The organism is Mesorhizobium sp. LMG 17147 (genome assembly GCF_024297145.1).
Lineage (GTDB): Bacteria > Pseudomonadota > Alphaproteobacteria > Rhizobiales > Rhizobiaceae > Mesorhizobium.
Genome location: NZ_JANCTC010000022.1, coordinates 26,726 through 49,095 on the forward strand (window position 1 = coordinate 26,726; position 22,370 = coordinate 49,095).

Consider the following 22,370-nt stretch of genomic DNA (forward strand, 5'->3'; position numbering starts at 1 on the left):
GCCTTCTCTATCAAGGAATTAACACGCGAATCGAGCGTCATCTCAAGGAGATCCAAGCCGGTTGCCCGCGCTTCCGCGAGACTGTCGCACTTAGCCGGACTGCCGGATCGTCGCGCTCGACCTCAGCAGCCGATTGATGTCCGACGCCTTTGACGGCACGCCGATCAAATAGCCCTGGGCCTCGACACAACCCTCCTTTTGCAGGAATTCAAGCTGCGCTTCGGTCTCGACACCTTCGGCGGTGACGGTGATGCCCAGCTGTGCGCCAAGCCCGATGATGGTGCGCACGATCGCCGCGGTATCGCGACTGTCGATGTCACGGGTGAACGAGCGATCGATCTTGATCTTGTCGACGGGAAAGCGCCTGAGGTAGCCCAGCGAGGAATAGCCGGTGCCGAAATCGTCCAGCGCGATGCGGACGCCCAGATCGCGTAGCTGCCTGAGTGTCTTGAGCACCAGATCGCTCTCGTCCATCAGCACCGTTTCGGTGATTTCCAGTTCAAGTCGGTTGGCCGGCACGCCCGAGAACGCCAGTGCCGAAATGACGCTGCGGGCAAAGGTACCGCTTTTGATCTGCACGGCGGAGACATTGACTGCGATGCGCCAAGCCGCCCAGCCTGCCGCGGTCGTGCAGGCTTTTCGCAGCGCCCATTCTCCGAGCGGCACGATCAGCCCGGTCTCCTCGGCGGCCGGAATGAAGTCGTCCGGCCGCACCAGGCCGCGCACCGGCGATCGCCAGCGCATCAAGGCTTCGGCACCGACGATTTCGCCGGAGGCGATGTTCATGATCGGCTGGAAATCCAGCTCGAATTCGCGGCGCGACAGCGCTGCCCTGAGATCGATTTCGAGCGCCCGGCGGGCCCGCACCATCGCGTCCATGGCCGGTTCGAAGAAGCGGTAGAGGTTGCGCCCTTCGCTCTTTGCCCGATAGAGCGCCATATCGGCGTTTTTCAGCAAAGTCTCGGCGTCCTTGCCGTCATTTGGAAACAGCGCGATGCCGAGACTGATGCCGACACGCATGTCGTGTCTTTTGTCGCGAAACGGCTTTCCGATGATCTCGACGATGCGTTTGGCCAGCTTTTCCGCGTCGCCCGGGCTTTTGAGATTGAACAGGATTATGACGAATTCGTCGCCGCCGAAGCGGGAGACAACGTCCGTTTCATTGCGCAGGCACCGTTGCAGCCGTTCGGCCACGCATTTCAGCAGCCAGTCGCCGGCGGGGTGACCCCAAGTATCATTGACTGCCTTGAAGTGATCGAGGTCGAGCGAGAATATCGCCAGCGATCCGTCTCTCGTCTCGCTCAGGGCTTGGTCGAGCCGTTCGCGAAGCATCGAGCGATTGGGCAGGTTGGTCAGTGTGTCGTGGTGCGCAAGATGGGTCATGCGCTCTTCCACACGCCTGCGCTCGGTGACATCGTCGAACGTCGCGACCCAGCCGCCGCCGCTCATCGGCCGGCGCGCAACCAGCAGCGTCCTGCCGTCGGCGAGATGACGATGCGTTACGTGTGTTTTCCCCGCCCGCAGGCAGGCTTCGATTTGCGAGATTTCGCTGTCGGGGTCGAGCTTTGTATAAATGCCCAGTTCCAGCAGCCGCTTGAACGCATCACGGTGGCTCATGCCAAGCGGGAAGTCGGCGGGCCTGACATGATAAAGTTCCAGGAAACGTTCGTTGCGCACGATCAGCTTGCCGTCCGCATCGTACATCAAAAGGCCTTGCGACATGTTGGCAAGTGCTGCGTCGAAACGGCGGTGCTGCTCTTTCAACTCCTGCTCGGCGCGCCGTTGCTCGGTGATGTCCTCGTAGATCGAGACCCAGCCACCTGACGCCAGCGGCCGGTGCGAAATGTTGACGATGCGCCCGTCTGCAAGCGTTTCCTCATAGGTGGAAGGTTTTGCCTGGTCGATATAGGGCTTGCGGATGGCATAGAGTTGCTCGGCGCTTTGCGAGGCGATGCCGATATCCACGCTGTGCTGGAGGATGTCGAAAAACCGGATGCCGGGCCGCACCACTTCGGCGTCGAGGCGAAAGATGCTGATGTAGTTCCTGTTGCAGATGATCATCCGCTCATCGGCATCGAACATGCACAGGCCGTGCGACATGTTCTCGATCGCTGCCGAAAAACGCTCGTTCTGTTCGCGTAGCTCGTCTTCGATCCGTCGCGGCAGACCAACGCCTTTGGCCCTCCGTCGGCGGACGGATGAACCAGCCTTGATACCGGCAACGGGCATGAGGCAAGCCTATGGACCATGGTTAACCACGGCACTGTTGTCCCTGCCGGTTAATTTACCGTTTTCAGCCGGCTGGAACGGCAGTCTGGCGTCGCGACTTTTCGATTGCCGCAAACCGTTTGAGAAAGGCATTCTGCGCCCAGGTCACCGAGCGCGGCGTGACATCGAAGCGCTCGGCGTTGAAACCGCGCGGCCTGCCGAAGAACTCGGTCGCCTCTGCCGTCGAAAAACCCGCAAGCAGCGTTGCTTCGAAATAAGCGGCGATCTGATCCGCTCGCTTGATTTCCTTGCGCAGCCCCGCGTCGAGTTCGGCCGGCAATGAAAAGCGCAGATGGATGGCGCGCTGCAGCCTGATCTCGCAATCCCGGTAGCTGCCGCCCATCACGGATTTGAACGGCGAAATCATATCGCCGATGACGTATTCCGGCGCGTCATGCAGCAGCGCCGCCAACCGCGCGTCGGCGTCGGCATCCGGCATCAGTTCGCCGACAAGCGTTTCGACCAGCAGCGAGTGCTGGGCGACCGAAAAGGCGTGATCGCCTCTGGTCTGGCCGTTCCAGCGTGCGACGCGGGCAAGGCCATGGGCAATATCGGAGATCTCGATGTCGAGCGGCGAAGGATCGAGCAGGTCGAGCCGGCGGCCGGACAGCATACGTTGCCAGGCACGCGGCGGCGCCCCGGCGCGGTCGGCCGCCATCAGGCGTCCTCCGCGCCGACGGCTTCCTGCGGAAAGCTGAACTTCGCCCAGGACGGGATGGCGAGCGACACGGCGACGTCGTCAGCCAGGATCGGCAGGCCGGCGTCGAGCGCTGCCTTGACCCGGTCGATGCGGGCAATGGCAAGGCCTGTCGTGCCGGCGGTAGAGCCAAGCGTGCCGACTGGTCGCCCCGCCACGGCCAGCTCTGCGCGCGAAGTGGGCAGGGGGCGTTCGGCCGAGACGATCAACACCCGGCGCCTGGCAGTGCCGCGATGCTGCATGCGCGAGACGACCTCCTGGCCGACGTAGCAGCCTTTCTTGAAGCCGACGCCACCGATCTCGTCGAGCAGCACATCATGCGGAAACGCGTCGCCGAGCTGATAGTCGCTGCCGCTTTCGGCAATGCCATTGGCGATGCGAAAGGCTTGCCATGCGGCAAGGTCGCCGCTGTCTGCGGCGCCACTATAGAAGCGCGTGACGATAGCATCGACAAACCGCGCATCGGCAAACGGTGCGGATTCAAATTGCGAGGCAGTTGAATCGCTTTCCCATACGACGGTCACAACCGACTGATCTGCCTTGGCAATTTCGACTTTGGCGCGCAACTTGTAGAGCGTCAGCCGGCGCATGAAGTCATCGATGGTCTCAGCACGGCATTCGAGCCGGAAAGTATTTTCGCCGGCGCGCGAGATCAGGAAGTCGAAAAGGATCTTGCCTTGCGGCGTCAGTAAGGCGCCGGGCTTTGCTTCGCCGCGGCCGAGCGCGTCTAGGTCGGTGGTCAGGATGTTCTGCAAAAAGTGCTCGGCATCCGGTCCGGACACGGAAACGAGTGCGCGATCTCTGAGCGAGGCAAAGGGCATGGTGGGAAAACGAGCCTGATCTTGCAAAACTATCGGTCATTACGTAAGCCGCTGGCACTTCCCCCGCAAGAGACCGGATCCGCATGGCCCCCCTCTACGATCTCATCCTGACAGGCGGCACCGTGGTCAATCACGACGGCGAGGGTTTTCGCGACGTCGGTATCAATGGTGGGCGCATCGCTGCCATCGGCGACCTCCGCCAGGCATCGGCGGGCGAGACGATCGACTGCCACGGGCTCCATATCCTGCCGGGCGTCGTCGACAGTCAGGTGCATTTCCGCGAGCCGGGACTGGAGCACAAGGAAGATTTGGAGACGGGCTCCCGCGCAGCGGTGCTTGGCGGCGTCACCGCCGTCTTCGAGATGCCGAACACCAATCCGCTGACCACCAGCGAGGCAACCCTTGTCGACAAGGTGCGGCGTGCCACCGGCCGCATGCATTGCGACTTTGCCTTCTGGGTCGGCGGGACCCGCGACAATGCAAAAGACGTTGGCAATCTCGAGCGGCTGCCGGGTGCGGCCGGCATAAAAGTGTTCATGGGCTCGTCCACCGGCGACCTGCTGGTCGAGGACGACGAAGGCGTTGCCTCGATCCTGAGGAACACACGCCGCCGCGCCGCCTTTCATTCCGAGGACGAGTTCCGGCTGCGCGAGCGGCTTGGCGAGCGCATCGGGGGCGATCCGTCCTCACATCCGGTGTGGCGCGACGAGATCGCTGCATTGCGCTGCACGGAGCGCCTTGTGCGCATCGCGCGCCAGGTTCGCGCCCGGATCCATGTGCTGCACATCTCGACCGCCGAGGAGATAGGCTTCCTCGAACAGTACAAGGATGTCGCGACCTGCGAGGCGACGCCGCATCATTTGACGCTGAGCGCCGATGACTATGCGCAGCTCGGTACGTTGATCCAGATGAACCCGCCGGTGCGCGCCACGCGCCATCGCGAGGGGATCTGGCAGGGCATTGCGCAAGGCGTTGTCGATGTCCTCGGCTCCGACCATGCGCCGCACACGCTGGCCGAGAAGGCAAAACCTTATCCGGCGTCGCCGTCCGGCATGACCGGGGTGCAGACTTTGGTGCCGATCATGCTGGACCATGTCAACGCCGGCCGGCTGACGCTGCAGCGATTTGTCGACCTGACCAGCCACGGCCCGCAGCGTATTTTCGGCATCGCCAGGAAAGGCCGCATTGCCGCCGGCTACGATGCCGATCTGACCATCGTCGATCTGAAGCGCCGCGAGACCATCGCCAACGCCCAGCAAGGCTCCAAGGCCGGCTGGACGCCTTATGACGGCAGGCAGGTGACCGGCTGGCCGGTCGGCACCATCGTTCGCGGCCGGCGCGTGATGTGGGAAGGCGAGATCGTCGCGCCGAGCCAGGGCAGGGCGGTGGAGTTTTGCGAGGCGTTGGCGGGCTAAGCTCCCTGCCTCATAAGGGCCAGGCTAAACCACTCAATCCCCAGCAACGAAGAACGTCCATTGTCCGGTCGGCGTGATGCCGACTCGGTAGAAGATGTACGCACCGAACTGCTTCATATCGTCATAGTCGCTGGCGGTGACGATCTTGAACAGCTCGACCCGCTGCCTGGCATCGAGTTTGTCCAGCGGCAGGGCGAAGAAATAGGGCCAGACATAGAGATCCTGCGGCGTGCTGGCATCGACATGGACATAACCGGCACTGAGCACCTCTTCCAGGATGGCGAGGATCTCCTGGCCTTCCGTATCGCCCGAAAGGCCCTTCAGGAAGGCGATCGGGTCGCCCTCGATGTCACCCAGCGACAATTGGGTCATCATGTCTCCCGTGCCGATCAGCGGCCGAAGCTTTTCGATGTCGCCGCTTTTGCACGCCTCGACGATCAGATCGTGCATGCGCCTGACCGGTTCCGGCAACTTGGCCAGGTCGTAGACGACTTCGGGCACAGGCGCGTCCGGATCGACATGCGGATTGGCCATCCCGCCATCGTCCGTTGGCTCTTTCGGTTCGGTTTGCTCTGGCTCGTCGGACGGAGTCGGCTGGCGGGCTGGAGGTGGTACCGTGCCGAGCGGGCCGGGCATCGGCACGGTACTTCCAGACGGCGACATGTCGCCGTCCGGCGGCGGCGTGACCGGCGAGGGCAGGTCTTCGCGTTTGATCTCGCTGAGGGCGTGAGCGGGACTGCTCGCAAGAAACAGTGCAAGGGGAATTGTGGCGCAGGAAGCAGTAAGCCAAATGCCGAGGACCAGGCCGCGTGGCTTGCCTGATATCGAAAAATTCACCGCCTGCTACTCCCTGGTTCCAGCCCATCCATGTGCCCGGACATGATGTCCGGCGGCGCGCCGTCGTCAAAGAACCGGGAATCAGTGCCGCAGTCTTTCGGGCTCGAAGGCCCCGGCAATCACCTTTTCACGCATGCGATCGAGCAGGGCAAGCGCCGAGGTCTCGCCATTGGCGCGCAGCATTTCGCCGAATGCCGTTTCGAGGGCTGCCTCGGCGATGATTTCCGGCTCGATCCCCGCCGACAATCCTTCTGCCCAGGCTTCGCTGTGGCTTTCCACGGCAGTCAGGCGCTTTTCTTCCCTGACCAGCGCGTCGATGTCGTTGACGCCATGTTCCATTGCGATGTCCACCCTTTCAAGCGGTGATCCGTTGGACAGGGATCAAGCTTGAGTTGTCCCTTTTACACGCAGGCGCAAGTAAGTATCTGTAAATGCGACATTTTTTTGGTCGCTGTCTACAAATTCCGTCGCGTCTAGCAAACCTGCATCCGATCCGTTTCAAACTTAGCCGATTAGGTCGGCCAAGGGGACGGAAACCTTCAGTTTGAGTTAATTTCACATCTGCGCGCTAACGTTTCGTTAACATAGTTGCAAAAGTGCAACATTAGGTTTGCACCAAGACCTCAGTCGAGGCAAGCGGGGAAGTGTCGAACGCGTCCGCCGCGACGGCGCCGACCCTTGATGCGGCTTTTCCGGAAGGCGGCTGCCGTCGTCAGTTTCCGTAGCGCGAAGCGATGTCGCGAGACAGCGTCTCGCCTTCCTTCATGTAGCGGCTGATGGCTTCCGTCGCCGAGGCCGTGCATTGCGTATAAGTGCCGCCGAACGACCGGTAGCCGCGGTTGAAGCTGGCGATGAAGCGGGCGCGCCGCTCCGGGTTCGGATTTTCCGATGCGATCAGTTTTTCCATCTCGGCTCGCCACCGATCGCCCTTCTCGCCACACAGATTACGCAGGAAATGCAGCGAGCCGAGCACTTCCGCCAGCCGCATCAGCCCGGGCTCGAACGGTGCTTCGGCGGCAATCGCCGGGCGCGCACCGACAACCACACTGACGGCGAGGCATGCGGCGAGAAACGAAGACGTGCGGCTCATGAGGCTTTGTGCTGGAACAATTTGTCGCCTGCAAGGCGATTCTCTGGCTCACGTCTCGCCGTCTTTTTTGGGACCGAGTAGATCGTCGGCAATTTCAAACACTGCATCGGCGAGCGGCATCGCCATCATTTCGGCCAGCGTATAGAAAGCCGCGGTTTCGGCGTCGTCGCTGGCAACCGCCTCGCCGCCGGCATAATCGGCCCCAAACACCGTCAGCCAGTAGTCGACCGGATGTCCGTCCCCGCTGCCGTCGATGTGGATTTCCCGCAGCGGCCGGTAGCTGCGCGCCTGCAATCCGGTCTCTTCCAGCAATTCGCGCCGTGCTGCCTGTTCCAGCGTCTCGCCGGCTTCGACCTTGCCGCCGGGAAAGGCATAGAGGCCTTGCGAGGGCGGCCTGGCCCGCTTGACCAGCAGCACCGTGTTCTCGCGCACGACGCAGGCCGAGACTGCCGGAATGATCTTGCGTGCTTCCATGGCTCCGGATCGCTCGATTGGCACAGCCCGTTGTGGACCGACCGTCGGCGAACAGCTTTAGCGGTTGCGAAAGGCAGGTTCCATGGCCACTTTCATACGCCACCAATCGAAAGCTGAATTCATGTGCGGACGCTTTGCTTTGACAGCCACTCCGGACCAGACCGCTGCCTTTCTCGGCCTGGCGGAACTTGAGGAGTTTCCGGCCCGCTACAATATCGCGCCGACGCAGCCGGTGCTGATGGCGCTCGCCGGATTGACGCAGGCGCCGGGCTCGAACCTGCCCGACCGCCGCTCGATTCTGGTGCGCTGGGGCCTGATCCCTGCTTGGGTGAAGGATACGCGTAACTTCCCGCTGCTGTTCAACGCGCGTTCCGAGGGGGCTTCGGAAAAGGTGTCGTTTCGCGCTGCCATGCGCCATCGCCGCGCCCTGGTGCCGGCTTCGGGATTCTACGAATGGCACCAGACCGGTGGCAGAAGAGGGCAGCCCTATTGGGTGCGGCCAAGACAGGGCGGGCTTGTCGCCTTCGCCGGGCTGATTGAGACCTATGCCGAGCCGGGCGGCTCGGAAATGGACACCGGCGCCATTCTGACCGCCCACGCCAATGCCGATACTGCGCATATCCACGACCGCATGCCGGTAGTGATCCATCCCGAGGATTTCGCACGCTGGCTGGATTGCCGCACGCTCGAGCCGCGCGACGTGGCCGATCTGCTGAGACCCGCCCAGCCCGATTTCTTCGAAGCGATCCCGGTTTCCGACCTCGTCAATAAGGTCGCCAATACCGGGTCGGAGATTCAGGAGAAGGGCGTCATCGAGCTGAGCCCGAGAAGGTCAAGCGCCAGAACTCCGGCGCGAACGACAATCAGATGAGTTTATTTTAGCAAAAGCTACTGTTACTGGCTCGCCGTGAGCGCCTCAATCTTCACCCGACCGCATTCTCAGGCAGCGCGCGGCGAGACGATCTTCTGTGCCGGCTTCTTCTTCTTCGCGGTGTGCAGAAGAGCGGCGACGATTGCTGCCGGACCGATCGCTCGGTAATAGCTGGCGAGCGCCGGTTGCTTGGCACGGCTGGGTTCCTGCTTGGGCATTCTTCTCTTCCCTAGTAACGTCTTCGTGTCTGCGTTTGCTGGCCGAATCCGACCAAATCGTGACGCTTGCTGATCTAGCCGGCGAATGTTTCATGACAGTGCCGACATGTTTAATAAAATGTTTCAGTGCCGCATTTCCTGTGATCCAACGATATTTTTGGCGAAGGTAGCGACTTGACGGCAACACCGGGCAAGGCGATAAAGCCGGCCATGAAAACGCCTTTCGCCATTTGTGGCATTTGCATTATCGGCTAGCCTCGCGCTGGTCCTGGACGTTTTCGCCTCATCTCCTCCAAGATTGGACAAACGCCCCGGCCAGCAGGCTGGAGCCCGATTTGCGCCTCGGCGTAACTGGCTTCATCCAGAGCACGATCCCGAAAGATCATGCTCAACCAAAGTAACACACCGGGAACGCACGTATGTCTGACGCATCGAAGAGCCTGCGCCTCTACAACACGCTAACGCGGAGCAAGGAGGATTTCTTCCCGATCGATCCGCGCAACGTGCGCATGTATGTCTGCGGCCCGACGGTCTATGACTTCGCCCATATCGGCAATGCGCGGCCGGTGATCGTCTTCGACGTGCTGTTCCGTTTGCTACGCCATCTCTACGGGCAAGCGAACGTCACCTATGTCCGCAACATTACGGACGTCGACGACAAGATCAACGCTCGCGCGCTGCGCGATTTCGGCGGCGAAATTGCATCGGGCAAGCTGTCGTTGAACGAAGCGATCAGGCGGGTCACCGAAAAGACCGCCGGTCAGTTCCACAAGGACGTTGCGGCGCTCGGTTGCCTGGAACCGACGGTCGAGCCGCGCGCCACCGAGTTCGTCGAGCCCAGGCCCGACGGCAAAGTCGACATGATCTTCTTGATTCAACGCTTGATCGAACGCGGCCATGCCTATGTCGCGGCTGGAGAAGTCTTGTTCGACACCGCTTCCATGCCGGATTATGGGCAGTTGTCGAAGCGCAATCTCGATGAGCAGCAGGCCGGCGCCCGCGTCGCCGTCGACGCGCACAAGAAGAACCCGCAGGATTTCGTGCTGTGGAAATTGTCTTCGCCCGAGGAGCCGGGCTGGGACAGCCCGTGGGGCAGGGGTCGGCCGGGCTGGCACATCGAGTGCTCGGCGATGTCGGCCGCCTATCTCGGCGAGGTGTTCGACATCCATGGCGGTGGTCTCGACCTGATCTTTCCGCACCACGAGAACGAGATCGCGCAATCGCGTTGCGCCCACGGCACCGAAACGATGGCCAAGGTTTGGATGCACAACGGTTTCCTGCAGGTCGAAGGGCAGAAGATGTCCAAGAGCCTGGGCAATTTCTATTCGATCACCGAATTGCTGGAGACGGATACCTTTGGCGGCCGCAAATGGCCGGGCGAGGTGCTCAGGCTGGCGATGCTGATGACGCATTATCGCGAGCCGATTGACTTTTCCGTGCGCAAGCTGGAAGAGGCGGAGAATACGTTGCGCAAATGGAAGCGAGCGGCCGATCTGGCGCCGCCGACGGCAAAGCCGGTGCCGGCGGATGTGATCGAAGCGCTGTCGGATGACCTTGCCACCTATGCCGCATTCCAGTTGCTGACGCAGTTGGCTGGCGATGCCGTTGATTTCAACGCTGGTAACGGCAACGCTGCCGCCGAAGACAACGATGCTGCCGCTTCACTGAAGGCATCGCTGTTGTTCCTCGGCTTCGACGTCACAACAGCCAAGGTGGATGAAGACGCCGTTGCCAAGGCGATCGCCCAACGCCTCACGTTGATCGCCGCCAAGAACTGGGCCGACGCCGACCGCATCCGCGACGAGTTGCTGACGCAAGGCATCCAGTTGAAGGACGGCAAGGACCCCGTCACCGGCCAACGCATCATCACCTGGGAGGTAAAAAGATGATCGATCATCTCGGCATCACCGTTTCGGATTTCGACGCGTCTAAGGCTTTTTACGACAGGGCGATGGCGCCGCTCGGCGCCTCGCTGCTTTACATGGTGCCGCAGGAATATACCGGCGGCGCCAAGGTCGGCGGCTACGGCCGCGACCGGCCGGTGTTTTGGCTGCACGCCGGCAAGGACAAGTCGAAGCATCATCAGCATGTCGCTTTCACCGCGCGCAGCCGCGCCGAGGTCGATGCCTTTCACGCTGCCGCAATCGCCGCCGGCGGCAAAGACAATGGTGGGCCTGGCCTGCGCCCGCACTACCATCCGAACTATTATGGCGCCTTCGTCCTCGATCCCGACGGCAACAATGTCGAGGCGGTCTGCCATGCTCCGGAGTAGTGCGCGATGAGCCTCGACAACAGACCGGTGTATACAGGCGGCTGCCAGTGCGGCGCCGTGCGCTTCCGCGTCGAAGGCACGCTCGGCGATGCTTCCGTCTGCCATTGCCGCATGTGCCAGAAGGCGAGCGGCAATTTCTACCTGCCGCTGGTCTCGGTGCGCGGCGCCAGGCTGGACTGGACGCGCGGCGAGCCCAAACGCTTCCGCTCGTCCAACGCGGCTTTGCGCGGTTTCTGCGCCGAATGCGGTACGCCGCTGACCTTCGAAGCGCCCGATGGCGTGGCGCTCGCCATCGCCGTATTCGACCACCCCGAGGAGATTGCGCCGACGATCCAATGGGGTGTCGAAGCCAAGCTCCCCTATGTGGATCATGTTCACGAATTGCCCGGTGAGGAAACGATGGCCGACGTCTCGTCTGCCTCCTATCTCGCCGACCTCGTCTCCTACCAACATCCCGACCACGACACCGAACAATGGCCGCCGGAGGAAAAATCATGACCGAAACCGTTCGTACCGGCGGCTGCCAGTGCGGCGCCGTGCGCTTCCGCATCCACGGGGCGCTCGGTCGCCCGTCCATTTGTCATTGCCGCATGTGCCAGAAACAGTTCGGGTCGTTTTTCGGCGCGCTGGTGACAGTGCCGAGCGACGGCCTCGAATGGGTGCGCGAGGAGCCGAGTTACTTTCAGTCGTCGGTCAACATCGATCGCGGCTTCTGCGCCCGCTGCGGCACACCGCTGACCTACCGCCAGCCCGGCGCGCTGGAGATCGCCATCGGCGCCTTCGACGACCGTTCCGATCTGGCGCCGCAGATCCAGGTCAACTACGCCGCCAGGCTGCCTTGGGTCGAGACGATCTTCGACGCACCGATCCACGACGACCCGGATTTCTACGCGCGACAGGAATCCATCATCTCCTTCCAGCATCCCGATCACGAGACGGCCAACTGGCCGCAGCAGGGCCTGAAATTATGAGCAGCGAATTCCGTACCCTCTATCCCGAGATCGAGGCTTTCGAGTCCGGCATGCTCGACGTTGGCGATGGCCATCAGGTCTATTGGGAGCGCTCCGGCACCAAGGGGGCCAAACCGGCTGTCTTCCTGCATGGCGGGCCGGGCGGCACCATTTCTCCAAAGCACCGGCTGCTGTTCGACCCGAAGCTCTACGACCTCGTTCTGTTCGACCAGCGCGGCTGCGGAAAATCGACGCCCAATGCCTCGCTCGAAGCCAACACCACCTGGCACCTGGTCGCCGACATCGAGCGCCTCCGAAAAATGTGCGGCTTCGACAAATGGCTGGTGTTCGGCGGCTCGTGGGGTTCGACGCTGGCGCTGGCCTATGCCGAGACCCACCCCGAGCAGGTCAGCGAACTGGTCGTGCGCGGCATCTACACGCTGACCCGCGCCGAACTCGAATGGTACTACCAGTTCGGCGTCTCGGAGATGTTCCCCGACAAGTGGGAGCGGTTTTTGGCACCCATTCCGGAGGCTGAGCGCGCCGACATGATGGCCGCCTACCGCAAACGGCTGGTCGGCAACGATCCTGTGGCGCGGGTCGAGGCCGCCCGCGCTTGGAGCCTGTGGGAGGGCGAGACGATCACGCTGCTGCCGGAACCGGAAACCAGCGGTCCCTTCGGCCAGGATGATTATGCCCTGGCTTTCGCCCGCATCGAGAACCACTATTTCGTCCATGCCGGCTGGCTGGAAGAGGGACAGCTGCTGCGCGATGCATGGAAGCTTAAGGATATCCCGGGTACCATCGTTCACGGCCGCTACGACATGCCGTGCCCGGCGCGCTATGCCTGGGCGCTGCACAAGGCGTGGCCGAAAGCGGACTTCCATCTGATCGAAGGCGCCGGCCACGCCTATTCGGAGCCGGGCATCCTCGACAGGCTGATCCGCGCAACGGACATGTTTGCCGGGAAATGACCATGGCTCGCGAGCGCCTTTATCTGTTCGACACCACGCTGCGCGATGGTCAGCAGACGCCGGGTATCGACTTTTCCGTCGAGGACAAGATCGCCATCGCCAAGCTGCTGGACGCGTTCGGCATCGACTACGTCGAGGGCGGCTACCCCGGCGCCAATCCAACCGACACCGCCTTCTTTGCCGAGCGCCGCACGGCCGATGCCAAATTCGTTGCCTTCGGCATGACCAAGCGGGCAGGCGTGTCGGCTTCGAACGACCCCGGCCTCACGACGCTGATCCAATCCAAATCTGATGCCATCTGCTTCGTCGCCAAGAGCTGGGACTACCACGTCCGCGTCGCGCTCGGCTGCACCAATGAGGAGAACCTCGAGGCGATCAAGACCTCGGTCGAGGCGGCGCTCACTGCCGGCAAGGAGGCGATGGTCGACTGCGAGCATTTCTTCGATGGCTTTAAGGCCAACCCCGATTATGCGCTGGCCTGCGCCAGAACGGCTTATGAAGCCGGCGCGCGCTGGGTGGTTCTGTGCGACACCAATGGCGGCACCCAGCCCTCTGAGGTGCGCGCCATCGTCGAAAAGGTGGTCGCCGCCGGCATACCGGGCGACCATCTCGGCATCCACGCCCATGACGACACCGGCCAGGCGGTGGCGAATTCGCTTGCCGCCGTGGAGGCCGGCGTGCGCCAGATCCAGGGCACGCTGAATGGCATCGGCGAGCGCTGCGGCAACGCCAATCTGATCTCGATCGTGCCGACATTGGCGCTGAAGCCGGCCTTTTCGGGCCGCTTTGCTACAGGCATTTCGGCAGAGGCGTTGACCGGTGTATCGCGTCTGTCCCGCGCCTTCGACGAGTTGCTGAACCGCGCGCCCGAAGCGCAGGCGCCCTATGTCGGCGCCTCCGCTTTCGCCACCAAGGCCGGCATCCATGCCTCGGCGCTGGCCAAGGAGCCGGCGACCTACGAGCATGTGCCGCCAGAGACTGTCGGCAACCGCCGCCGCGTCATGGTTTCGGACCAAGGTGGGAAGGCCAATTTCCTCGCCGAGCTGAAGCGGCGCGGCATCGACGTGCCCCGGGATGACCGTCGCCTCGACGCTCTGATCGCCGTGGTCAAGGAACGTGAGGCGGAGGGTTACGCTTACGAAGGCGCCGACGCCAGCTTCGAGCTTCTGGCGCGCAAGATGCTGCATGGCCTGCCGGAATTCTTCCGCGTCACCTCGTTCCGCTGCATGGTCGAGCGCCGCTTCGACGCCAACGGCCAGCTGAAGACGGTCTCGGAGGCGATTGTGAAAGTACTGGTCGAGGGCGAGGAGAAGATGTCGGTCGCCGAAGGCCATGGCCCGGTCAACGCGCTCGACATTGCGCTGCGCAAGGATCTCGGCAAATTCCAGAGCGAGATCGCCGATCTCGAGCTGGCCGACTTCAAGGTGCGCATCCTCAATGGCGGCACCGAGGCGATCACCCGCGTGCTGATCGAATCGCATGACGGCACCGGCGCGCGCTGGTGGACGGTCGGCGTCTCCGAAAACATCATCGATGCTTCGTTCCAGGCGCTGATGGATTCGATCGTCTACAAGCTGATGAAGAACCGGGAGATGGCGGGACTGGTGGCGGCGGAGTAGGGAGATGGGCTTCTCGATAAGCTGGCTTGGTTTTCGTGGTTATGAAATAAAGGAAGCTGCGGCCTTGTTCGGGCGCGAAATTGGCGATTCATCGGAGATTTTCGAAGCGCCAGTGAATGCCTATGCCAGCGAAAAGAACTGGGCGATTATCATTCTGGATCCCTGCAGCTTCCCAAACCCACCTCAACAATATCTGGCGGCGATCTCGCAAGGGCGGGAAGTGGTTATCGCGCACATAGAAGAGCATGTCATGTTCGGCCGCGCCGAGCTCTGGCGCAACGGAAGGAACATTTGGAAAGTCTGGCACAGCGGTGACAAGACTGTGAGGGACTTGCATGTCACGGGTGATCTCCCCGCTTCTTTCGAAGCGCTGAAGCAGCAGTGTTTTTCCAAACAGGATGAAGAAGATACCAAGGGTTCCGAGGTCGATTTTGTTTTTGACCTTCCCCTCGATCTTGCGGCAGAGCTGACGGGCTTCAGGCACGATGAGGGTTCGCCCGACAGCGTCTTTTTCGAACTTAACGAGAAACCAGCTCAGCCTTGAGACCGCATGTCGTGTTGGTTGGGCCTTTTACCCTCTCGTACACGGCGCGATTGTTCAATGTTTGGTGGTCGGGTTGAACCATCAGCGAGACTCCATTGATCCATCAGCAATTTGCGATGGTTTTGGGCAAGCCGCTGGCGCATAGCCTTCGCCCATGACTACCCAAGCACTTCACATCGAGGCCGACACCAAAGCTCGTCGCGGTTTTCTGCTGGCGCTTGGCGCCTACCTGCTTTGGGGGCTGCTGCCCTTCTACATGAAGGCTGTCGCGCATCTGCCGCTGGCCGAAGTCATCGCCCACCGCATCGTCTGGTCAGTGCCGATCGCCGCCGCTGTCCTGGTCTGGGCAGGCAGGACTGCCGATTTCAAAGCGGCAGTTCGTTCGCCGCGCATCATTTCGATGGCGGTGCTGACGGCGGCGCTGATCTCGGTCAACTGGGGCATCTATGTCTGGGCGATCGCGGTCGACCGCACCATCGAGACCGCGCTTGGCTACTACATCAACCCGCTGGTCAGCGTCGTTGTCGGCGCGCTGCTGCTCGGCGAACGGCTCGACCGCCTACAGATCGTGGCGGTGGTGCTCGCGGCAATCGCCGTCGCGGTGCTGACCATCGACGCCGGCAAGCTGCCTTGGGTGTCGCTGGTGCTGGCCTTTTCCTTTGCCGCCTATGCCTTCTTCCGCAAGACGCTGCCAATCGGCCCGAGCCAGGGCTTCCTGCTTGAAGTGCTGCTGCTGTCGGTGCCGGCGCTCGGCTACATCATTTTCCTGATCGCCACAGGACAGGATCATTTCGTCTCCAGCTCGTTGAACGACACCGCCTTGCTGATCGGCTGCGGGCCGGTCACCGCCGTGCCGCTGCTGTTGTTTGCGTTTGGCGCCAGGCTGCTGCGCCTCTCCACCATCGGCATCATGCAATATATCGCGCCGACCATCGTCTTTTTGATCGCGGTGCTGATTTTCGGCGAACCTTTCGGCAGCGTTCAGGCCATAGCCTTCGGGCTGATCTGGGCGGCGCTGGCGATGTACTCCTGGTCGATGTTTTCGTCGGTGCGCAAGACTGTCGCCGCATCCGCTCGAGCCGCGTAACGAAGAAAGGCGGCTGGCGGGTTATTGCGGATTTAAGGAAGGCAGTAGGGAGAGGAGTGAATAGTGAATAGTCAGTAGTGGATAGACAGGCGCGGTCTGGAACGTCTTGTGTTTCACTATTCACTATTCACTATTCACTCTACATCTTATCAATCACCGACTGTACGCCCTCCGTCGGAGCGTCGACGGACGATCCCGCCACCATGATGGCGGCGACGATTGCTTCCGGATCCTCGACCACCAGCGGCTTTACCCGTTGCGCCGTGTGGATGAAGCCTTCCGTTGCCATGTGGTCGAGCAGCGCTAGCATCGGATCCCAGAACCCTCCGACGTTACCGAAGACGATCGGCTTGCGGTGGTGGCCGAGTTGGGCCCAAGTCATGATCTCGACGATCTCCTCGACCGTGCCGATGCCGCCGGGCAACGCCACAAAGGCGTCGGATTTCTCGAACATCCTGTGTTTGCGCTCATGCATATTGTCGGTGATGACGAGCTCGTCGAGCCGGTTAAGCGCGGTTTCGGTCGCCTCCCGGTTGATCAGGAAACGCGGAATTATACCGGTTACCTTGCCGCCGGCCTTTAATGCCCCTTCAGCGACGGCACCCATGATCCCTTTGGTGCCACCGCCATAAATCAGACGCAGGCCGGACTTGGCGATCGAGCGGCCAAGCAGATGTCCGGCCTTGATATAAGTTTCATCTCGGCCCGGGGACGAGCCGCAATAGACGCAGACAGATCGAATCGTGTTCATGTTATGATTGGTGATAGGGACTATTGGCATGGTCAAGCCCTGGGGCGGGCTTTTTCTTGTCGGATTTGGTAAAACAGGCTAGACCGAATTAGGTGGCTAAGGGGCAGGGAAACATGGCAATTAATCCGTTGAAGGCGTTTTTGTTCGCGGCTGGCGGCTCTGTCGCCGCGGCGGGAACCGCCTATCTATCGGGCGCGCTCGACCCGTATCTCAGTTCTACCCGGCCTGCGGAGGTCGCGGCGCTGACGCCGCCGGCTTCGAAACCGGTCGCTCCGGCGACCGAGGGCCGGTTGCCGCCTGCGCCCGCGGCGTCCACCGATGCGGCAGCGCCCGCTGCGCCGACCGCAGCAGGTGCAATCGTGCCGACCTTCGACATCGTGCGCGTCGAAAGCAACGGCTCGATCGTCGTCGCCGGCAATGCGGCAACCAACGCCAAGGTCGAGATTCTCAACGGTTCGACTGTGCTCGGCTCGACGGTCGCCGGTCCCGACGGCGCCTTTGCCATTATTCTCGACGATCCGCTGAAGCCCGGCGACTACACGATCACGCTGCGCTCGACGGCTGGCAATGTCGTGACCGCCTCGGCGCAGACCGCCGTCGTTTCGATCCCCCAGAATTCCACCGGCCAAGTGCTGGCAATGGTCGAGGAGCCGGGCAAGCCGTCCGAACTGCTCACTGTTCCGGCCCCTGAGGCAAAATCTGATGCCGCACTGCCTGCCACTGGCACCGAACTGCCGGCCGCCGCCGCGCCGGCCGCCATTGAAGCCGCACCGGCTCCGGTGGCGCCCGCCACACCGGCAGCGCCTGCTGCTCCCGCGGCGGAGCCCAAGGTCGTCGTCGAAGCCGTCGAAATCGACGGCAACAAGATTTTCATTGCCGGCGTCACTGATCCCGGCCGCAAGGTGCGCGCCTATGCCAACGATATCCTGCTCGGCGACGCGAAGACCTCGCCCGACCGCCACTTCCTGGTCGAAGCGACACGTGACATCCCGGTCGGCACCTACACCATCCATGTCGACGCGCTCGACGCCGACGGCGTGAGGGTGGTGGCCCGTGCCGCCGTGCCGTTCGAGCGCGAGCCAGGCGAGGCGGTTGCCGCCGTGGCGCCGGCCGGGCCGAAGCCTGCCGGGATAAAACCGGCCGAGCCGAATGCGCCGGCGACCGAAGCCGCGCCGACTACACCGGCAACAGCCGCCGAAACGCCGGCAACCACCCCCACTCCTGCCACCGAGGCTCCGGCCGAAATGGCCGTCGCATCATCCCCGGGCGAGTCTCCCGAGACCGTCGCTCCTAAGCTCGAACATGCCGATGGCGCAGTCATTATCCGCCGCCATGACACGCTGTGGCGGATTTCGCGGCGAGTCTATGGCCAAGGCATGCGCTACTCGACCATCTATCTCGCCAACCAGGACCAGATCAGCAATCCGAACCGCATCTGGCCGGGGCAGGTGTTCAAGGTGCCGGAGAAATCGAAGGAAGGCGAGCCCGCCGATCTCAAGGCAATGGGCGACCAGATGACGACGGCGCCAGTCAAGACCGAGTAGCCGTTCTGCCCATCAGGATAGCTTGCGACAGGGCCAGTCATCGTTTATCGCCGATGCACGATGATCGAATCTCCCCCCGTAATGGACCGACGCCGGGCGGCAGATGAACGCGCGCCGGCCAACTGCACGCTGGCCAAATGCACGCCGGATAGCCGCGCTGTCGCTGTCCGGCTCGCGGCCCTTTCGCATCCGGCGCGGATCGAAATTCTCAAACACCTTTCCGCCAGCCGTTCGTGCTGCTGTCGCGAGGTCGTCGAGCATCTCGATCTGGCGCAGTCCACCGTTTCCCAGCATTTGAAGATCCTGGTCGAGGCCGGGCTGATCCGCTTCGAGCCTGACCGCCAGCGCTCGCGCTATGAGCTCGACCGCGCCGCGCTCGCCGATGTTTCGGCATCGCTGGCCGCGCTGGTCGATTCCTGCTGCTCCGGCCGCTAAGATATAAAAGGTAAACAAGAATGGCCGAGAAAACCGTTTCCGCCGATTCCGGCTCGACCTTCAGAACGTTGCGCAATCTCTGGCCCTATATGTGGCCGGCCGACCGCGCCGACCTGAGGGCCCGGGTGGTGTGGGCCACCGTGCTGCTGGTCGTCGCCAAGCTGACCCTAGTGGCCGGACCCTATTTCTTCAAATGGGCGACCGACGCACTGGCCGGCGATGGCAAATCGCCGCCGCCGCTGCCGGCCTTCCTGCTGGCGCCGGTCATGCTGGTCGTCGCCTACAATGCCGTGCGGCTGGTGCAGCTCGGCTTCAACCAGCTGCGCGACGCCCTGTTTGCACGGGTCGGCCAGCATGCCGTGCGTCGGCTCGCCTTCCGCACCTTCGTGCATATGCACGAATTGTCGCTGCGCTTCCACCTCGAACGGCGCACCGGCGGACTGTCGCGCGTCATCGAGCGCGGCACTAAAGGCATCGAGACGATCGTCCGGTTCACCATGCTGGCGACTGCGCCGACGATCGTCGAATTCGCGCTCACCGCCGGCATCTTCGCCGTCACCTATGGCTGGCTGTACGTCTTGGTGATCGCGGTCACGGTCTGGCTCTATGTCTGGTTCACCGTCAGGGCGAGCGATTGGCGTATTTCGATCCGCCGCGAGATGAACGACAGCGACAATGAAGCCAGCACGAAGGCGATCGATTCGCTGCTCAACTACGAAACAGTCAAATATTTCAACAACGAAGCCATGGAGGCCGAGCGCTTCGACCGTTCCACGGCGCGCTATGAGGTGGCGGCGACCAGGACCTGGACTTCGCTTGGTTGGCTGAACTTCGGCCAAGGCGTGATCTTCGGCATCGGCATGACCGTCGTCATGGTGCTGTCGGCACTCGAGGTGAAGGCAGGCACACAGAGCGTCGGCGACTTCGTCTTCGTCAACGCCATGCTGATGCAGCTTTCGGTGCCGCTGAATTTCATCGGCATGATCTACCGCGAAATCCGCCAGGGCCTGACCGACATCGAAAACATGTTCGATCTGCTTGACGTCAAGCGCGAGATCGTCGATCGGCCGGGCGCCAAGCCACTGGTCGTCAGCGCCGGCAATGTCGAGTTCCGTGACGTGCATTTTTCCTACGACGCCAACCGCAAGATCCTGAAGGGTATCAGCTTCGAGGTGCCAGCAGGCAAGACGGTGGCCATTGTCGGTCCCTCCGGAGCCGGAAAGTCGACCATTTCGCGGCTTTTGTTTCGTTTCTACGACATCCAGCGCGGCAAGGTTCTGATCGACGGCCAGGACATTCGCGACGTGACGCAGGAGAGCTTGCGCGCCGCCATCGGCATGGTGCCGCAGGATACGGTGCTGTTCAACGATACCATCGCCTACAACATTCGCTACGGCCGCATCGGCGCCAGCGAGGAGGATGTGCGCAAGGCGGCAGAACTGGCCCAGATCGGACCGTTCATCGAGCGGCTGCCCGACGGCTATCGCTCAATGGTGGGCGAGCGCGGGCTGAAACTCTCCGGCGGTGAGAAGCAGCGGGTGGCGATTGCCCGCACCATCTTGAAGGCTCCGCCGATCCTGATGCTCGACGAGGCGACCTCGGCGCTGGACAGCCACACCGAGCAGGAGATCCAGGCGGCACTCGACCTGGTCAGCCAGGGCCGCACCACCCTCGTCATCGCCCATCGGCTGTCTACAGTGATTTCCGCCGACGAAATCATCGTCCTGCAGGACGGCCAGATCGCCGAGCGCGGCACCCATGCCGCCTTGATGGCCAAGCGCGGCCTTTATGCATCGATGTGGGACCGCCAGCGCGAGGCAAGCGAGGCCGAGGAGCGGCTGCGCATTGCCCGCGAAAGTGACGAGTTCGGCGTCGTCGTCCGCCGCCGCACCTCGGAGGTGAGCTGAAAATCGTGCTTGACCTCAACTTAAGTTGAGATCGTAGGCCGTTTTGGATCGCAGCAAGATGCGTCGTTCAAAACGGAGACAATCGATATGAATGGGATAAATCAGGCAGTTAGTGGCGGCAGCGTATTCCGGGTGGACAAGTTTGTCGTTCCGGCCAACGCCCGCGAGGAGATTCTTGCCAAGGTCCGGATGACGCATGAATTGCTGCGCCAGCAGCAAGGGTTCGTCCAGGATTTCCTGCTTGAGCAATTCTCGGGGCCGGGCGAGTTCAACCTCGTGACCATTGTCGAATGGGAAGGGCAGGCCGCTGTCGACAAGGTCGTGCCGATCATCAAGGCTGCGCATGAGCGCAGCGGCTTCAATCCTCAGGAGACCATTGCGCGACTTGGCGTCAAGGCCGATATTGCCAACTATCAGCGGATTCCCGGGATGTAAGCTCTCTACGGCCAGCCGGCGCCTGGCGCAGTAGCGTCGACGCTGAGCACTTGGCCGGTACGGGCATCGCTGATCATATGTTCGAAGCCGCGCCATTCGGCGGCGACGATGAACAGCGTTTTTCCCTCGCTGCCGCCGAGCATGCAGGCGAAGCAGCCGCGGTCGACGTCGACGCTTTCGAGCATCGCGCCGCCCTCGCGCACCCGTACGCAATGCCTGTTCGGAACATCGGCATACCAGGCCGCACCTTCGGCATCGAGGCAGATGCCGTCGGGAAAACCGTTGCCGAGATTGGCCCAGATCCTGCGGTTGGAAAGGCCGCCATCGGCAGCGATGTCGAAGGCGGTCAGCCGGTTGGCGTGGGACTCGGCAACGATCAGCGTCTTGTTGTCAGGCGTCACCGCCATGCCATTGGCGAAGGCGAGGTTCTCAGCTACCTGCCGAACCGAGCCGTCAGGCGCTACCAGCACGATGGCGCCGGGGCCGAAATGCTGGCCGGGACCCGGAGCAGGCCCACCACCATTGACATAGATGTTGCCGCGTCCATCGACGACGATCTCGTTCCACGGGCTCTTTGATAGTTGTCTCAGATCGGCATGGATGACCAATGTCCCGTCTGCCTCCTGCCTGAGGATCAGCCCTTCGCGGCCGGATACGACAAGCAGGCGCCCGTCCGGCAGCCAGTCAATGGAATAGGGCAGGGTGGCCGGCACGGTGAGCGCGATCTCGCTGTTGCCTAGGGCGTCAACGGCGATGATCTGGCCCGTACCCCAGTTGCAGAACCACAGCCGGCCATCGTGCCAGCGCGGTGACTCGCCGAAAGCCAAGCCGTTCATCACCACTTGCACTTGCCTAGCTGCTGATTTCTGCATGGGCCGAGAACCTCCGGGTTTGCGCAGATCGTCATGGCCGAAAGGCCGATGAGAGGCGCTGTCTTGCCAAGGACGGGCGAGAGTGCTGCGTTCCGACAATGAGGATGGCGACGGCGTCGTTTATATTTGACCTGAGTAGCCGCACGGAACCGCGCGATGCGCCGTGCGCCTTCACTCATTCTTCTTCAATGAAGTATAACCGGCCGGTGCTTGCGGACGGGAAAGTCAAATGCAAGAATCACGTTGGCCCGCAGAATCCTGTTGTTGCCAAAGCACAAAAGGGGTTGAC

Annotated in this window: 23 protein-coding genes and 1 pseudogene; 14 read left to right on the top strand and 10 right to left on the bottom strand. The window is 62.2% G+C overall.

What is annotated here, in order from left to right; translation table 11 throughout:
* Positions 1-90: 90 nt before the first annotated feature.
* The 3 genes from NMG46_RS25690 to NMG46_RS25700 all read right to left on the bottom strand — a co-directional run bounded on the left by NMG46_RS25690 (position 91) and on the right by NMG46_RS25700 (position 3,786).
* A complete protein-coding gene (locus NMG46_RS25690) occupies positions 91-2,229 on the bottom strand; it encodes a bifunctional diguanylate cyclase/phosphodiesterase (protein WP_254820205.1) in 2,139 nt (712 codons plus the stop codon).
* Positions 2,230-2,293: 64 nt separating this feature from the next.
* Positions 2,294-2,926 carry an HD family hydrolase gene (locus NMG46_RS25695; RefSeq protein ID WP_023677753.1) on the bottom strand — a complete coding sequence of 211 codons (633 nt, stop codon included), beginning with the start codon at positions 2,924-2,926 and terminating at the stop codon, positions 2,294-2,296.
* Complete coding sequence (locus NMG46_RS25700; RefSeq protein WP_254820206.1) at positions 2,926-3,786, bottom strand: folate-binding protein YgfZ; 861 nt, start codon at positions 3,784-3,786, stop codon at positions 2,926-2,928. The genes NMG46_RS25695 and NMG46_RS25700 overlap by 1 nt, the downstream gene beginning before the upstream one ends.
* An 83-nt stretch (positions 3,787-3,869) precedes the next feature.
* On the opposite strand from NMG46_RS25700, the gene NMG46_RS25705 reads away from it, so the two are divergent.
* The gene (locus NMG46_RS25705) at positions 3,870-5,201 is read left to right on the top strand and encodes a dihydroorotase (RefSeq protein ID WP_254820207.1); all 1,332 of its coding nucleotides are present in this window, start codon (positions 3,870-3,872) and stop codon (positions 5,199-5,201) included.
* A 33-nt stretch (positions 5,202-5,234) separates the two neighbouring features.
* On the opposite strand, the gene NMG46_RS25710 is transcribed toward NMG46_RS25705, so the two are convergent.
* The 4 genes from NMG46_RS25710 to NMG46_RS25725 form a co-directional block, all read right to left on the bottom strand.
* Positions 5,235-6,038 carry an alanine and proline-rich secreted protein Apa gene (locus tag NMG46_RS25710; RefSeq protein WP_254820208.1) on the bottom strand — a complete coding sequence of 268 codons (804 nt, stop codon included), beginning with the start codon at positions 6,036-6,038 and terminating at the stop codon, positions 5,235-5,237.
* 81 nt (positions 6,039-6,119) lie between these two features.
* A complete protein-coding gene (locus NMG46_RS25715; protein WP_008874920.1) occupies positions 6,120-6,377 on the bottom strand; it encodes a hypothetical protein in 258 nt (85 codons plus the stop codon).
* A 373-nt stretch (positions 6,378-6,750) separates the two neighbouring features.
* Positions 6,751-7,128, bottom strand: a complete 378-nt coding sequence (locus NMG46_RS25720; RefSeq protein ID WP_023677748.1) for a TIGR02301 family protein — start codon at positions 7,126-7,128, stop codon at positions 6,751-6,753.
* A gap of 48 nt (positions 7,129-7,176) precedes the next feature.
* Positions 7,177-7,602 (bottom strand): NUDIX hydrolase, encoded by a 426-nt coding sequence (locus NMG46_RS25725; protein ID WP_254820209.1) that lies wholly within the window; start codon positions 7,600-7,602, stop codon positions 7,177-7,179.
* Positions 7,603-7,723: 121 nt separating this feature from the next.
* Between NMG46_RS25725 and NMG46_RS25730 the strand changes: the two are divergent.
* Positions 7,724-8,484 (top strand): annotated as a pseudogene (locus tag NMG46_RS25730) (SOS response-associated peptidase).
* 57 nt (positions 8,485-8,541) lie between these two features.
* Here the strand turns inward: NMG46_RS25730 and NMG46_RS25735 are convergent.
* Positions 8,542-8,691 carry a hypothetical protein gene (locus NMG46_RS25735; RefSeq protein ID WP_254820210.1) on the bottom strand — a complete coding sequence of 50 codons (150 nt, stop codon included), beginning with the start codon at positions 8,689-8,691 and terminating at the stop codon, positions 8,542-8,544.
* Between the two features lie 419 nt (positions 8,692-9,110).
* On the opposite strand from NMG46_RS25735, the gene cysS reads away from it, so the two are divergent.
* From cysS to rarD, 8 genes are all read left to right on the top strand, one after another.
* On the top strand, positions 9,111-10,580 hold the full coding sequence (gene cysS, locus NMG46_RS25740; protein ID WP_254820211.1) for a cysteine--tRNA ligase: 1,470 nt from the start codon (positions 9,111-9,113) through the stop codon (positions 10,578-10,580).
* Positions 10,577-10,963 carry a VOC family protein gene (locus tag NMG46_RS25745; protein ID WP_254820212.1) on the top strand — a complete coding sequence of 129 codons (387 nt, stop codon included), beginning with the start codon at positions 10,577-10,579 and terminating at the stop codon, positions 10,961-10,963. Before cysS ends, NMG46_RS25745 begins: the two co-directional genes overlap by 4 nt.
* Positions 10,964-10,969: 6 nt before the next feature.
* Positions 10,970-11,461, top strand: coding sequence for a GFA family protein (locus NMG46_RS25750; RefSeq protein WP_254820213.1), 492 nt, complete (start codon positions 10,970-10,972; stop codon positions 11,459-11,461).
* Positions 11,458-11,934, top strand: coding sequence for a GFA family protein (locus NMG46_RS25755; protein WP_254820214.1), 477 nt, complete (start codon positions 11,458-11,460; stop codon positions 11,932-11,934). The genes NMG46_RS25750 and NMG46_RS25755 overlap by 4 nt, the downstream gene beginning before the upstream one ends.
* Entirely contained in the window at positions 11,931-12,887 is a 957-nt protein-coding gene (gene pip, locus NMG46_RS25760; protein WP_254820215.1) for a prolyl aminopeptidase, read from the top strand. Before NMG46_RS25755 ends, pip begins: the two co-directional genes overlap by 4 nt.
* The gene (gene cimA / locus NMG46_RS25765) at positions 12,884-14,506 is read left to right on the top strand and encodes a citramalate synthase (RefSeq protein ID WP_254820216.1); all 1,623 of its coding nucleotides are present in this window, start codon (positions 12,884-12,886) and stop codon (positions 14,504-14,506) included. Before pip ends, cimA begins: the two co-directional genes overlap by 4 nt.
* A gap of 4 nt (positions 14,507-14,510) precedes the next feature.
* A complete protein-coding gene (locus tag NMG46_RS25770) occupies positions 14,511-15,050 on the top strand; it encodes a hypothetical protein (RefSeq protein WP_254820217.1) in 540 nt (179 codons plus the stop codon).
* A gap of 154 nt (positions 15,051-15,204) precedes the next feature.
* On the top strand, positions 15,205-16,137 hold the full coding sequence (rarD, locus tag NMG46_RS25775; protein ID WP_254820218.1) for an EamA family transporter RarD: 933 nt from the start codon (positions 15,205-15,207) through the stop codon (positions 16,135-16,137).
* A gap of 139 nt (positions 16,138-16,276) precedes the next feature.
* Here the strand turns inward: rarD and NMG46_RS25780 are convergent, their stop codons facing one another.
* Positions 16,277-16,888 carry a TIGR00730 family Rossman fold protein gene (locus tag NMG46_RS25780; RefSeq protein WP_254820219.1) on the bottom strand — a complete coding sequence of 204 codons (612 nt, stop codon included), beginning with the start codon at positions 16,886-16,888 and terminating at the stop codon, positions 16,277-16,279.
* A 113-nt stretch (positions 16,889-17,001) separates the two neighbouring features.
* Here NMG46_RS25780 and NMG46_RS25785 point away from each other — a divergent pair, with 113 nt between their 5' ends.
* From NMG46_RS25785 to NMG46_RS25800, 4 genes are all read left to right on the top strand, one after another.
* Positions 17,002-18,432: a LysM peptidoglycan-binding domain-containing protein gene (locus NMG46_RS25785; protein WP_254820220.1), complete on the top strand. Its 1,431-nt coding sequence runs from the start codon at positions 17,002-17,004 to the stop codon at positions 18,430-18,432.
* Between the two features lie 60 nt (positions 18,433-18,492).
* On the top strand, positions 18,493-18,867 hold the full coding sequence (locus NMG46_RS25790; RefSeq protein WP_254820221.1) for a helix-turn-helix transcriptional regulator: 375 nt from the start codon (positions 18,493-18,495) through the stop codon (positions 18,865-18,867).
* A 20-nt stretch (positions 18,868-18,887) separates the two neighbouring features.
* Positions 18,888-20,774: an ABC transporter ATP-binding protein/permease gene (locus NMG46_RS25795; protein ID WP_254820222.1), complete on the top strand. Its 1,887-nt coding sequence runs from the start codon at positions 18,888-18,890 to the stop codon at positions 20,772-20,774.
* Between the two features lie 87 nt (positions 20,775-20,861).
* Complete coding sequence (locus tag NMG46_RS25800; protein ID WP_254820223.1) at positions 20,862-21,209, top strand: antibiotic biosynthesis monooxygenase; 348 nt, start codon at positions 20,862-20,864, stop codon at positions 21,207-21,209.
* A gap of 5 nt (positions 21,210-21,214) precedes the next feature.
* On the opposite strand, the gene NMG46_RS25805 is transcribed toward NMG46_RS25800, so the two are convergent.
* Positions 21,215-22,081 carry an SMP-30/gluconolactonase/LRE family protein gene (locus NMG46_RS25805; RefSeq protein WP_254820224.1) on the bottom strand — a complete coding sequence of 289 codons (867 nt, stop codon included), beginning with the start codon at positions 22,079-22,081 and terminating at the stop codon, positions 21,215-21,217.
* Positions 22,082-22,370 lie beyond the last annotated feature (289 nt).